Origin of the sequence: Salmonella sp. JXY0409-18 (assembly GCF_020268625.1) — a bacterium.
Lineage (GTDB): Bacteria > Pseudomonadota > Gammaproteobacteria > Enterobacterales > Enterobacteriaceae > Salmonella > Salmonella enterica.
The window spans coordinates 2,739,449-2,752,723 of record NZ_CP084216.1 but is presented as its reverse complement, the minus strand read 5'-3'; the positions used below and the strand labels follow the sequence as shown (position 1 = coordinate 2,752,723).

13 protein-coding genes are annotated in these 13,275 nt (G+C 53.9%); 8 read left to right on the top strand and 5 right to left on the bottom strand.

The window, feature by feature from the left end:
* Positions 1–135: 135 nt before the first annotated feature.
* Entirely contained in the window at positions 136–1,500 is a 1,365-nt protein-coding gene (locus LDB27_RS13400; protein ID WP_000240027.1) for a heavy metal sensor histidine kinase, read from the bottom strand.
* Positions 1,493–2,173, bottom strand: a complete 681-nt coding sequence (gene hprR, locus LDB27_RS13395; protein WP_000698207.1) for a response regulator transcription factor HprR — start codon at positions 2,171–2,173, stop codon at positions 1,493–1,495. The genes LDB27_RS13400 and hprR overlap by 8 nt, the downstream gene beginning before the upstream one ends.
* 135 nt (positions 2,174–2,308) lie before the next feature.
* Between hprR and hiuH the strand changes: the two genes are divergently transcribed.
* Complete coding sequence (gene hiuH, locus LDB27_RS13390; RefSeq protein WP_000833183.1) at positions 2,309–2,719, top strand: hydroxyisourate hydrolase; 411 nt, start codon at positions 2,309–2,311, stop codon at positions 2,717–2,719.
* 332 nt (positions 2,720–3,051) lie between these two features.
* Here hiuH and LDB27_RS13385 read toward each other — a convergent pair whose 3' ends face one another.
* From LDB27_RS13385 to hpaR, 3 genes are all read right to left on the bottom strand, one after another.
* A complete protein-coding gene (locus LDB27_RS13385) occupies positions 3,052–3,564 on the bottom strand; it encodes a 4-hydroxyphenylacetate 3-monooxygenase reductase subunit (RefSeq protein ID WP_001195556.1) in 513 nt (170 codons plus the stop codon).
* A 17-nt stretch (positions 3,565–3,581) separates the two neighbouring features.
* Entirely contained in the window at positions 3,582–5,144 is a 1,563-nt protein-coding gene (gene hpaB / locus LDB27_RS13380) for a 4-hydroxyphenylacetate 3-monooxygenase, oxygenase component (RefSeq protein ID WP_000801496.1), read from the bottom strand.
* A gap of 217 nt (positions 5,145–5,361) precedes the next feature.
* Positions 5,362–5,802, bottom strand: coding sequence for a homoprotocatechuate degradation operon regulator HpaR (hpaR, locus tag LDB27_RS13375; protein ID WP_000543922.1), 441 nt, complete (start codon positions 5,800–5,802; stop codon positions 5,362–5,364).
* A 274-nt stretch (positions 5,803–6,076) separates the two neighbouring features.
* On the opposite strand from hpaR, the gene hpaG reads away from it, so the two are divergent.
* The 7 genes from hpaG to hpaX all read left to right on the top strand — a co-directional run bounded on the left by hpaG (position 6,077) and on the right by hpaX (position 13,270).
* Positions 6,077–7,366 carry a 4-hydroxyphenylacetate degradation bifunctional isomerase/decarboxylase gene (hpaG, locus tag LDB27_RS13370; RefSeq protein WP_000679210.1) on the top strand — a complete coding sequence of 430 codons (1,290 nt, stop codon included), beginning with the start codon at positions 6,077–6,079 and terminating at the stop codon, positions 7,364–7,366.
* On the top strand, positions 7,363–8,829 hold the full coding sequence (hpaE, locus tag LDB27_RS13365) for a 5-carboxymethyl-2-hydroxymuconate semialdehyde dehydrogenase (RefSeq protein WP_000723516.1): 1,467 nt from the start codon (positions 7,363–7,365) through the stop codon (positions 8,827–8,829). Before hpaG ends, hpaE begins: the two co-directional genes overlap by 4 nt.
* A gap of 1 nt (position 8,830) precedes the next feature.
* Positions 8,831–9,682, top strand: a complete 852-nt coding sequence (gene hpaD, locus LDB27_RS13360; protein ID WP_000516978.1) for a 3,4-dihydroxyphenylacetate 2,3-dioxygenase — start codon at positions 8,831–8,833, stop codon at positions 9,680–9,682.
* A 9-nt stretch (positions 9,683–9,691) separates the two neighbouring features.
* Positions 9,692–10,072 (top strand): 5-carboxymethyl-2-hydroxymuconate Delta-isomerase, encoded by a 381-nt coding sequence (locus LDB27_RS13355; RefSeq protein WP_001119857.1) that lies wholly within the window; start codon positions 9,692–9,694, stop codon positions 10,070–10,072.
* 143 nt (positions 10,073–10,215) lie between these two features.
* Entirely contained in the window at positions 10,216–11,019 is an 804-nt protein-coding gene (gene hpaH / locus LDB27_RS13350) for a 2-oxo-hept-4-ene-1,7-dioate hydratase (protein ID WP_000884795.1), read from the top strand.
* A 10-nt stretch (positions 11,020–11,029) separates the two neighbouring features.
* The gene (hpaI, locus tag LDB27_RS13345) at positions 11,030–11,821 is read left to right on the top strand and encodes a 4-hydroxy-2-oxoheptanedioate aldolase (protein ID WP_000785081.1); all 792 of its coding nucleotides are present in this window, start codon (positions 11,030–11,032) and stop codon (positions 11,819–11,821) included.
* 72 nt (positions 11,822–11,893) lie between these two features.
* Positions 11,894–13,270: a 4-hydroxyphenylacetate permease gene (hpaX, locus tag LDB27_RS13340; RefSeq protein WP_001285795.1), complete on the top strand. Its 1,377-nt coding sequence runs from the start codon at positions 11,894–11,896 to the stop codon at positions 13,268–13,270.
* Positions 13,271–13,275 lie beyond the last annotated feature (5 nt).

The following is a 13,275-nucleotide window of genomic DNA, read 5'->3' as shown; positions in this document are numbered from 1 at the left end:
GACCCTGGATTGGAAACCGAGAAAGTGATCGAGCCAGCAATATTCTTTGCCGGCATCCTTTATTTTCTCTTTATTGAGGTTGTATTGATAACCACAGCCCTGTGGCAGGGAAGGGGAACAGAACCTGTACTGACCTTAGCTATCACCGCTATCAGGCAGACGAACCGAAAAGATATTATGTTCATCGGCATAGCGGTAAGATGCCGAACCACCGTGTAATAGAGCAATCGCGTTAACTAACGATAACCCCAGGCCGAAACCGGCAGTGTGGCGGGCATTATCTCCTCGCCAAAAACGCCGGAAAAGCTTATCCGCATCGGCGGGGTGGCTGCCCGGATTAGCGACCCGAATTTCTGCAACGTTATCATCATAAGCGCTTTCAATACGTATCACGGCGTTTTCATCAGAATAACGGATGGCATTCGTCAGCAGGTTTGAGAGCACTCTTTGTAATAATATTTCGTCAGCCCATACCGTTCCCTGACATTGATTTATAAAACAGATGCGCTTCTCCTCGGCAAGGGGGCTAAGATAATCCAGCATATTTTCGACCAGCGCATTGAGCGAAACAGGCTGTTTTTTTACCGCTATATTCTGGTGCTCCGCGCGTGCCAGAAAGAGAATATTTTCTGTCAGTCGCGACAGTCCCTCCAGCTCTTCAATATTATCGACAAGGGCTTGTTGATACTCTTCGGCGCTGCGTTCCTGACTCAGCATCACCTGATTCTTCCCCAGTAAAATATTAACAGGCGTGCGCAGCTCATGCGCCAGATCGTCGGCAAATTGGTTCAGGCGTTCAAAATCGTCGGAAAGCTTCTGGCGCATGGTATTTAGCGCTTGTCCAAGCGGCCTGAGCTCAACGGGTAACGCCTGTTCCGCCAACGACTGGCGAAGTGTGCCGCTATCTGTCGCCGCGGTGAGTCGGCTGAGCGACGTAATGGCCCGCAGCCCGTTTCTGATGACTAATGGACTGAGCGCCGAACAGACGAGGATCGCGATAAGGCTAATCAGCAAACTGTTGCGGCGATATTGCGCCAGCATTTGCCGCCTTTCCGTCGCCAGCCTGGCAATAGTAAGGGTCAGCGGGTCATCGCCGCTTCTGGCGTTTACTCGTACCGCGGTCAGCTCCGTGCCTTGTACCGCCTGGCGAAATAAGGTTTCGCGAGTGATGTTTTTAGCCAGCGGAATCTCGTTAAAGCGTTGGTCGGGGATGCCGCTATGATTAATCGCAACATTGTGGCCTGTTGCTGAATGGATCAATAAGATATCCTGCTTCGTATCCACCATCCGATTGAAATAGAGCGGCAGATTTTCCGGCCTGGCGCCATCCAGTAACAGTTGCTGCATTTGCGCCGCCCGATTTATTAGCGTCATATCATCCCGATACGTTAATTCTTTGCTCAGCGCGTTATAGAGCGTCCAGCTAATGCCGGTACAGGCGAGGATAAGTATGGCGATAAAAGAAATTGTCAGGCGCAGCGTCATTGATAACTTAACCATTCTGCGACGTTTCCGCCTGTAATCGATAACCCATCCCCCGCACGGTCATGATGAGCTTCTTTTCAAATGGATCGTCTACTTTGGCGCGCAGCCGACGAATCGCGACATCAACGGTGTTGGTTTCACTATCAAAGTTAATTCCCCAAACCTCGCTGGCGATCGCGGTTCGGGGCACAATTTCTCCTGCCCGGGAGGCCAGTAACCAGAGGAGCAGGAATTCTTTGCGGGTCAGGGAAATCGGTTTGCCATTTCGTGACACCGATTGCTTTGTGGCATCCATGTCCAGACCATTGATCGTCAGTCGGGTAAAGACCGGGACGTGCTGTCTGAGTTGAGCTCTCACCCGGGCCAGCAGTTCGGCGAAGGAAAAAGGCTTAACAAGGTAATCATTAGCGCCCGCCTCAAGACCTTTGACGCGATCCTCAACCGAGTCGCGCGCCGTCAGGCAAATAACAGGGGATTGATGCGCAGTGCGTAACGCGCGTAAAACCTGCCATCCATCAAGCCCCGGCAGCATAATATCAAGAATAATCAATGAATAATGTTCCTGAAGGGCCAGGTGTAATCCGTCTCGTCCATCACAGGCATAATCAACCACATAGCCTGCCTCCGTGAGTCCCTGACGTACCCACTCAATGGTTTTCTGGTTATCTTCAATCAATAAAATCTTCATCGACGCAGTATGCCATAGGCTTGGTAGCGAATCCGTAAATCTCCAACAAGATGACATAATTGTCATGTCCGTGTAAGGTTAATCCTGGACGCGCCAGATATATTTTCCTGCATCAATACCGTAAAGGAGTGAAGCATGAAACGATATATACTGGCTACCGCGATAGCATCTCTTGTTGCAGCCCCGGCAATGGCGCTGGCCGCTGGCAACAATATTCTCAGCGTACATATTCTCGATCAGCAAACAGGCAAACCGGCACCCGGCGTGGAGGTGGTACTGGAGCAGAAAAAGGACAACGGATGGACGCAATTAAACACCGGGCATACCGACCAGGATGGACGTATTAAAGCTCTGTGGCCCGAAAAAGCTGCCGCGCCGGGGGATTATCGCGTTATTTTTAAAACCGGCCAGTATTTTGAAAGTAAAAGACTGGACACGTTTTTCCCGGAGATTCCCGTCGAGTTTCATATCAGCAAAACGAATGAGCACTATCATGTGCCGCTGTTATTAAGTCAGTATGGTTATTCAACCTATCGCGGGAGCTAATTTAGAGCCTATCCCATTAGGGCTATTTTACTTGCCATTTTGGTCCTGGGCAGTGCTCGCCAAAACGCGTTAGCGTTTTGAACGCCGCTTGCGGCGGCCCGAAGGGCGAGCGTAGCGAGTCAAACCTCACGTACTACGTGTACGCTCCGGTTTTTGCGCGCTGTCCGTGTCCAAACTGGCTGCGCCAATAACGCCTGGTGGGATAGGCTCTTAGATTGTATTAATCGCCGCGATTTATGGCGATCAAACATCGCGGCGGGAATAAAAATCTTCAGCGTATCGACTCTTCTCCCACAAGCGGTGGTTATCCCGCTTGTGGGCATGAGTGACGGTTAAACAGGCGCTTCCATCTCAAGTCTGACCGGATGAAAACGGCGTTTGAAATAAATCAGGCCATGCCCATCCTGGCTAAGGATGATATTTTTGATCGCCACCAGATACACCAGATGCGTGCCAATGGTTTGTACCTCGCTGATCTCGCCTTCAAGACCGGCCAGCGCGCCGTTAAGTACCGGCTGGCCCAACGGTCCGTTTTGCCAACATGGCTGGTGAAAACGCTCCTCCATCGCCATCCCCGTCATACCGGCAAAGTGGCGCGCCATCAGCTCCTGCTCATGGTTAAGTACATTAATGCACAGCCTGCCGTTACCCTGAAAAACGGGGTTCATGGCGCTATTGGCATTAATACATACCATTACGGAGGGCGGCGTATCGGTGACGGAGCAGACCGCTGTTGCGGTGATACCGCAGCGTCCGGCGTGACCCGCCGTGGTTACGATGTTGACCGCTGCCGCCAGACTTGCCATCGCATCGCGAAAACGCAGACGTTGTTCATCTACTTGCATGAGAACCTCCTGCCGCGTTATTTCAGCAGCTTATCCAGTTGATTGATGTCGTCGTTATTGTGCAAATGCGAAACCGTCCAGCCATTCTGATCGTATTCGGAGAGGCAGCGATCGACCATTGCCATCATCTTATCCATATTGCCGGAGCTCTGGGCCTGACGCAGGCACTGCAGACGAATTTCATCCTGGCTGCCCGAGTAGTTAATCTCGTACAGCTCATGGCGACCGCCAAACTCGCTGCCGATGGCATCCCACATCAATTTAAGAATTTTGATACGTTCAACATGGTCCATTCCGTTAGAGCCACGTACGTATTTCGCCAGGTACTGGTCGATTTGCGGATTATTCAGATCGCGGGCGCTGGAAGGCAGGTAAATCAGGCCGCTGGTAACGTTACGTTCAATAATATTTTTAATTTTCGCGTAGGCCATTGGGGCCATCACACGATAGGTTTGCAGCGCAGCGTGGTCCGGTAGCCAGGCGCCGTTTACCCACGGGGTTGCTTCAGAACACATAGAATCGCTCAATGCCCAGAACATATTGCGCCAGGCCACGACTTCGCCGAGATCGGCCTGCACGCCCCGGAACTCTACGGTACCCGTACATTCGAGCGATTTTTTCAGCAGCGCGGTAATGAAATCAAGTTTAACCGCCAGACGAACACAGGCTTGCAGTGGATACATACGGGCAAAGCCGCCTTCCATCGTCCAGCGACGGCAACGATCGAAATCACGGTAAATCAACACGTTTTCCCACGGGATCAGCACCTTATCCATCACCAGAATGGCATCGTTTTCATCAAAGCGGCTGGAGAGTGGATAATCAAACGGCGAGCCCGTCGCGCCCGCGACCATTTCATACGAGGCGCGCGAAATAAGTTTTACGCCTTCGGCATCCATTGGCGCGACAAACATCAGCGCAAAATCCGGGTTTTCGCCCATCACCTGGGCTGAGCCGAAACCAATCATGTTGTAGTGAGTCAGGGCGGAGTTAGTGGCGACGACTTTCGCCCCGCTGACAATAATCCCGGCGTCCGTCTCTTTCTCCAGCTTGATATAGACGTCTTTCACTTCGTCGGCAGGTTTGTGGCGGTCGATAGGCGGGTTGACGATAGCATGGTTAAAGTACAGGCCGGTCTCCTGAATACGGGTGTACCAGTTGCGGGCGTTCTGCTCAAACTGGCCGTAGAAGGCTGGGTTAGCGCCCAGAGCGCAGCCAAAGGCGGCTTTGTAATCCGGTGTGCGTCCCATCCAGCCGTAACTCAGGCGTGACCACTCGGCGATAGCATCACGCTGTTGGCGCAGATCGTCTGCGCTTTTCGCCACGCGGAAAAATTTATGCGTATAACCGCCGCTGCCGGTATCGGTATTCCAGCACAGGGTATCTTGCATCGACGGTTTATGTAATGCGTCATACAGTTGTGCGACAGAGGCTGCGGCATTGCGGAATGCCGGATGTGTCGTAACATCTTTAACGCGTTCGCCGTAAATATAAATTTCCCGCCCGTCCTGCAGGCTTTTTAAATACTCTTCGCCCGTTAACGGACGCTTGTTATCAGTACGAAAATCTTCAGGTTTCATTGCGGCCTCTTCCTCGTTAATCGGAATGTTTTGTTAATAATATGTTTCTTATTTGTTGTTTAATTGAATAGGCAGAAGCGTAAACTGTGAAGAGACTTTCAGGACAACGGCGGGTACTTTTCAGATGAACGTCGAAGAAGAAGAGTAAAATGCGATCGCCGTCAACGTTGTAAGCGGGAGGGGATTCCCGTGTCGGCGGCGTGGGAAGGTAATAATACTATGCTTCCGCTTCGCTATCAGGATGCTGGCGCCCCAGGGCAATAAGATCGTCCAGCAGCAGCATCAATTGCTGTGTTTTTTCGGGCGTGAAATCGGCCTCAATTTTTCGATAAGCCTCTTCTACCTGGCTCCGGGCACGGGCGTACAACGTTTGTCCCTGCTCCGTCAACATGACATATAACTTACGCTGATCGTTAACCGGCTTGAGTCGCAACACCAGTCCGTCTCGCTCCATGCGCGTCAATATTCCGGTCAGACTTGGACGCAAAATACAGGTACGAAAGGCCAGCTCGTGAAAATCCATAGAGGGGCTATCGGCCAGAATTCGCACAATGCGCCATTGCTGGTCGGTCAGATTGTGGCTTTTAACGATGGGGCGGAAATAGGTCATTGCCGCTTCGCGCGCCTGAAGCAATGCGATGGTTAATGAATCATGCATAAGCGTTTCTCTTTTGCAGAATTATTAATACCTGAATAATCATGTTTACCGATGTGAGCTATGACATCTGTTTTATGTCCAAAGTTTAACAGAAACAAGGGTTTTTATTTAACTCTTTGATATATATGTATTTGATAATAAATTTGTGAAAATATTGTTAATCGCATCACAAATACTTTACTTCAGCTTGCTAAATGTACAGCGAAAGCATAAATCTAATCATTAATATATTAATGAAATCACAGCCCGTTAAATCGGCCTGAGGAGTTTATGTATGAAGGGTACTGTTTTCGCCGTTGCGTTAAACCATCGCAGCCAGCTTGATGCCTGGCAAGAGGCTTTCTCTCAGCCTCCCTATAATGCGCCGCCTAAAACCGCAGTGTGGTTCATCAAGCCGCGTAATACGGTGATTCGTCACGGCGAACCCATTCCTTATCCGCAGGGAGAAAAGGTACTGAGCGGCGCGACAGTGGCGCTCATTGTGGGGAAAACCGCCAGTCGGATACGCCCTGAAGCGGCGGCGGACTATATCGCCGGGTATGCGCTGGCTAACGAGGTCAGCCTGCCGGAAGAGAGCTTTTATCGCCCGGCGATTAAAGCGAAATGTCGCGATGGCTTTTGCCCTCTGGGTGAAATGGCGCCGCTGAGTGATGTGGATAACCTCACCATTATCACTGAAATCAACGGACGAGAAGCGGACCACTGGAATACTGCCGATTTACAGCGTAGCGCCGCACAGCTGCTTAGCGCGTTAAGTGAGTTCGCTACGCTTAACCCTGGCGATGCGATCTTACTCGGTACGCCACAGAATCGCGTTGCGCTGCGTCCCGGCGATCGGGTGCGTATCCTGGCGAAAGGTTTACCCGCGCTGGAAAATCCGGTTGTCGCAGAAGATGAATTCGCCCGCCACCAGACGTTTACGTGGCCGTTGTCAGCAACGGGAACGCTATTTGCGCTGGGGTTGAACTACGCCGATCACGCCAGCGAGCTGGCATTTACGCCGCCGAAAGAGCCGCTGGTATTTATCAAAGCGCCAAACACCTTTACCGAACATCATCAAACGTCGGTGCGCCCGAACAACGTCGAATATATGCACTATGAAGCCGAACTGGTCGTGGTAATTGGCAAAACGGCGCGTAAGGTGAGCGAAGCCGAAGCCATGGAGTATGTGGCCGGTTACACCGTCTGTAACGACTACGCGATCCGCGACTATCTGGAAAACTACTACCGTCCAAATCTGCGGGTAAAAAGCCGCGACGGCCTGACGCCGATAGGCCCGTGGATTGTGGATAAAGAGGCGGTTTCTGATCCGCATAACCTGACGTTACGCACCTTTGTCAACGGTGAGCTGCGGCAGGAAGGGACGACCGCCGATCTGATCTTCAGCATCCCGTTCCTGATTTCTTATCTGAGCGAATTTATGACGTTGCAACCGGGCGACATGATTGCCACCGGTACGCCGAAAGGGTTGTCCGATGTGGTGCCGGGGGATGAAGTTGTCGTGGAAGTAGAAGGCGTGGGTCGCCTGGTTAACCGAATCGTCAGTGAGGAGAGCGCAAAATGAAGAAAATAAATCATTGGATTAACGGCAAAAAAGTTGCAGGTAACGACTACTTCCAAACCACTAACCCGGCGACTGGTGACGTGCTGGCGGAAGTGGCCTCCGGCGGTGAAGCAGAAGTGAACCAGGCTGTCGCGGCGGCCAAAGAGGCGTTCCCGAAATGGGCCAACCTGCCGATGAAAGAGCGTGCGCGCCTGATGCGCCGCCTTGGCGACCTGATTGACCAGCATGTGCCGGAAATCGCGGCGATGGAAACCGCCGACACCGGCCTGCCTATTCACCAGACTAAAAACGTGCTGATCCCGCGCGCCTCGCATAACTTCGAATTCTTCGCCGAAGTGTGCCAGCAGATGAACGGCAAGACCTATCCTGTTGACGATAAAATGCTCAATTATACGCTGGTGCAGCCCGTCGGCGTCTGCGCGCTGGTGTCGCCGTGGAACGTGCCGTTTATGACCGCGACCTGGAAAGTCGCGCCGTGCCTGGCGCTGGGCAACACCGCGGTGCTCAAAATGTCCGAGCTGTCGCCGCTGACTGCCGACAGGCTGGGCGAGCTGGCGCTGGAGGCAGGAATTCCGGCAGGCGTGCTGAACGTGGTGCAGGGCTATGGCGCGACGGCGGGCGATTCGCTGGTACGCCACCATGACGTGCGTGCGGTGTCGTTTACCGGCGGGACCGCCACCGGTCGCAATATCATGAAAAATGCTGGCCTGAAAAAATACTCGATGGAGCTGGGCGGCAAATCGCCGGTGCTGATTTTTGAAGATGCCGACATTGAGCGCGCGCTGGACGCCGCGCTGTTCACCATCTTCTCGATCAACGGCGAACGCTGCACCGCCGGGTCGCGCATCTTTATCCAGCAGAGCATTTACCCTGAGTTCGTGAAGCGCTTTGCCGAACGCGCGAATCGCCTGCGTGTCGGCGATCCGACCGACCCGAATACCCAGGTCGGCGCGCTGATTAGCCAACAGCACTGGGAGAAAGTCTCCGGTTATATTCGCCTCGGCATTGAAGAGGGCGCAACGCTGCTGGCGGGCGGTGCGGAAAAACCCACTGACCTGCCTGCGCATCTGAAAGGCGGTAACTTCCTGCGCCCAACCGTGCTGGCCGATGTCGACAACCGTATGCGCGTCGCGCAGGAAGAGATCTTTGGGCCGGTCGCCTGCCTGCTGCCATTCAAAGACGAAGCGGAAGGGTTACGTTTGGCGAACGACGTGGAATACGGTCTGGCCTCTTATATCTGGACCCAGGACGTGAGCAAAGTGTTGCGCCTGGCGCGTGGGATTGAAGCCGGCATGGTCTTCGTCAACACCCAGAACGTCCGCGACCTGCGCCAGCCGTTCGGCGGCGTGAAAGCCTCCGGTACCGGGCGCGAAGGCGGCGAATATAGCTTCGAAGTGTTTGCGGAAATGAAAAACGTCTGCATCTCAATGGGCGACCATCCTATCCCAAAATGGGGAGTTTGATATGGGCAAGTTAGCGTTAGCAGCAAAAATTACCCACGTGCCGTCGATGTATCTTTCTGAACTGCCGGGAAAAAATCACGGTTGTCGTCAGGCAGCCATTGATGGGCATATTGAAATTGGCAAGCGTTGCCGCGAAATGGGCGTTGACACCATTATCGTATTCGACACCCACTGGCTGGTGAATAGCGCTTACCACATTAATTGTGCCGACCATTTCCAGGGCGTCTATACCAGCAACGAATTGCCGCACTTTATTCGCGACATGACCTATGACTATGACGGTAATCCGGAGCTCGGCCACCTGATCGCCGACGAGGCAGTCAAACTGGGCGTGCGCGCTAAAGCGCATAACATCCCGAGCCTGAAGCTGGAGTATGGCACGCTGGTACCGATGCGCTACATGAACAGCGACAAGCACTTCAAAGTGGTCTCCATCTCGGCGTTCTGCACTGTGCATGATTTTGCCGACAGCCGCAGACTGGGCGAAGCCATTCTCAAGGCGATTGAGAAATATGACGGTACCGTAGCGGTATTCGCCAGTGGTTCTCTGTCGCACCGTTTTATTGACGACCAACGGGCGGAAGAGGGGATGAACAGCTACACCCGCGAGTTCGATCATCAGATGGACGAGCGCGTGGTCAAGCTGTGGCGCGAAGGCAAATTCAAGGAGTTTTGCACCATGTTGCCGGAGTACGCCGACTACTGCTACGGCGAAGGCAACATGCACGACACGGTCATGCTGCTGGGAATGCTGGGTTGGGACAAATACGACGGCAAGGTGGAGTTCATCACCGATCTGTTCGCCAGCTCCGGTACTGGCCAGGTGAACGCTGTTTTCCCGCTGCCTGCGTAAGGGGTGTTTATGCCGCACTTTATTGCTGAATGTACTGAAAATATTCGCGAGCAGGCTGATTTACCAAGCCTGTTCAGCAAAGTAAACGAGGCGCTGGCCGCCAGCGGGATTTTCCCCATCGGCGGTATCCGCAGTCGCGCCCACTGGCTGGATACCTGGCAGATGGCTGACGGTAAGCATGATTACGCGTTTGTGCATATGACGCTGAAAATCGGTGCCGGGCGCAGCCTGGAGAGCCGTCAGGAAGTTGGCGAAATGCTGTTTGGGCTGATTAAAGCCCACTTCGCCGACCTGATGGAGAACCGCTATCTGGCGCTGTCGTTTGAGATTGCCGAGCTACATCCGACGCTCAATTACAAACAAAACAACGTACACGCGTTATTTAAATAGCACACTGTTTCGCCCGGTGGCGCTGCGCTGACCGGGCCTACAAAAAAACGATGCACGAAGCAATACCGAACCGTAGGCCGGGTAAGACGCACCCGCGTCGCCACCCGGCGCAGCAGCACCGCATGACGTAACAGGAAGCAACTATGCTCGATAAACAGACCCATACCCTGATCGCCCAGCGACTTAATCAGGCTGAAAAACAGCGTGAACAGATTCGCGCAGTGTCGCTGGATTATCCCAACATCACTATTGAAGATGCCTATGCCGTACAGCGCGAATGGGTCAATATCAAAATTGCCGAAGGGCGCACGCTCAAAGGCCACAAAATCGGCCTGACCTCAAAAGCGATGCAGGCCAGCTCGCAAATCAGCGAACCGGATTACGGCGCGCTGCTTGACGATATGTTCTTCCATGACGGCGGCGATATCCCCACCGACCGTTTTATCGTCCCGCGTATTGAAGTGGAGCTGGCGTTCGTGCTGGCGAAACCGCTGCGCGGCCCTCACTGCACGCTGTTCGACGTCTACAATGCCACGGATTATGTGATTCCGGCGCTGGAACTGATTGACGCCCGCAGCCACAACATCGACCCGGAAACCCAGCGCCCGCGCAAAGTGTTCGACACCATTTCCGACAACGCCGCCAACGCCGGGGTGATCCTCGGTGGTCGTCCCATCAAACCAGACGAGCTGGATCTGCGCTGGATCTCCGCGCTGCTCTATCGCAACGGCGTGATCGAAGAAACCGGCGTCGCCGCAGGTGTGCTGAATCATCCGGCCAACGGCGTGGCGTGGCTGGCGAACAAGCTTGCCCCCTACGATGTCCAGCTTGAAGCCGGGCAGATCATCCTCGGCGGCTCGTTCACCCGCCCGGTGCCGGCGCGCAAGGGCGACACTTTCCATGTCGATTACGGCAACATGGGCGCGATCAGTTGCCGGTTTGTGTAAGGAAAAAACGATGAAAAATGCTTTCAAAGACGCGTTAAAAGTGGGGCGTCCGCAAATCGGTTTGTGGCTGGGGCTTGCCAACAGTTACAGCGCTGAACTGTTAGCGGGCTCCGGCTTCGACTGGCTACTGATTGACGGTGAACACGCGCCAAACAATGTGCAGACGGTGTTGACCCAGTTGCAGGCGATTGCGCCTTATCCCAGCCAGCCGGTGGTGCGTCCGTCATGGAACGATCCGGTACAGATTAAGCAACTGCTCGACGTCGGCGCGCAAACGCTGCTGATACCGATGGTGCAGAATGCCGATGAAGCGCGAAACGCCGTGGCGGCTACGCGTTATCCGCCTGCCGGTATTCGCGGCGTGGGCAGCGCGCTGGCGCGGGCATCGCGCTGGAATCGCATTCCGGACTATCTCCACCAGGCCAACGACGCCATGTGCGTACTGGTGCAGATTGAAACGCGTGAGGCGATGAGCAATCTGGCGTCAATTCTCGACGTGGATGGCATTGATGGCGTGTTTATTGGCCCGGCGGATCTCAGCGCCGATATGGGCTTTGCCGGCAATCCGCAGCACCCGGAAGTGCAGGCGGCGATTGAGAACGCCATCGTGCAGATACGCGCGGCGGGGAAAGCGCCGGGGATTCTGATGGCCAATGAAGCACTGGCGAAACGTTATCTGGAACTGGGGGCGCTATTTGTCGCCGTCGGCGTTGACACCACGCTGCTGGCGCGCGGCGCGGAGGCGCTGGCGGCGCGCTTTGGCGCAGAAAAAAAGCTGTCCGGTGCGTCCGGCGTCTATTAAGCCTGGCCCGGTAAGCGCAGCGCTACCGGGCAACCGTAGTACCCTACAAAAATTCCCATCAGAGGAAAAAAAATGAGCGACACATCATCTGCACTTCCGGAAAGCCCCGAGTCTGTCCGTTCGCACAACGCGCTCAGCACGGGTCAACAAACCGTCATAAATAAACTGTTCCGCCGACTGATCGTATTTTTATTCGTGTTGTTTATCTTCTCGTTTTTAGACCGTATCAACATCGGTTTTGCCGGGTTGACGATGGGGCAGGATCTGGGGTTAAGCGCCACCATGTTTGGCCTTGCCACGACGCTGTTTTACGCCACCTACGTCATTTTCGGCATTCCCAGCAACGTGATGTTGAGCATCGTCGGCGCCCGCCGCTGGATTGCGACCATTATGGTGCTATGGGGCATTGCATCTACCGCTACGATGTTCGCGGTGGGACCGAAAAGCCTGTATGTGCTGCGAATGCTGGTGGGCATTACCGAAGCGGGCTTTTTGCCAGGAATATTGCTCTATTTAACCTACTGGTTCCCGGCATTTTTCCGCGCCCGCGCCAACGCATTATTTATGATTGCCATGCCGGCCACTACCGCATTGGGGTCGATTGTCTCCGGCTATATTTTATCGCTGGACGGCATATTCAATCTGCATGGATGGCAGTGGTTATTCCTGTTGGAAGGATTTCCGTCAGTTTTGTTAGGCATTATGGTGTGGTTTTACCTGGATGATACCCCGGCAAAAGCCAAATGGCTGACGGCAGAGGATAAAAAATGTTTGCAGGAGATGATGGATAATGACCGCCTGACGCTGGTTCAGCCGGAGGGGGCTATCAGCCATAACGCCATGCAGCAGCGTAGTCTGTGGCGCGAAGTATTCACGCCAATTGTACTGATGTATACGCTGGCCTATTTTTGCCTTACCAATACGCTTAGCGCCATTAGTATCTGGACGCCGCAAATCCTGAAAAGTTTTAATGAAGGCAGCAGCAATATCACCATCGGCCTGCTGGCGGCGATCCCGCAGATTTGTACTATTCTGGGCATGATTTACTGGAGCCGCCATTCGGACAAACATCAGGAGCGTAAACATCACACGGCGTTGCCGTTCCTGTTTGCCGCCGCGGGCTGGCTGCTGGCGTCGGCGACCGACCATAACCTGATCCAGCTCCTGGGGATCGTGATGGCATCCACGGGTTCCTTTAGCGCGATGGCGATCTTCTGGACCACGCCGGATCAGTCGATCAGTTTACGCGCCAGGGCGATAGGCATTGCGGTCATCAATGCCACCGGCAATATTGGCTCCGCACTCAGCCCATTTATGATTGGCTGGCTAAAAGATATCACCGGTAGCTTCAATAGCGGACTCTGGTTTGTCGCTTCTCTGTTAGTCGTCGGCGCTGCCATTATCTGGCTCATTCCCATGAAAGCATCGCGTCCGCGCGCCACCCCTTGAGGAGA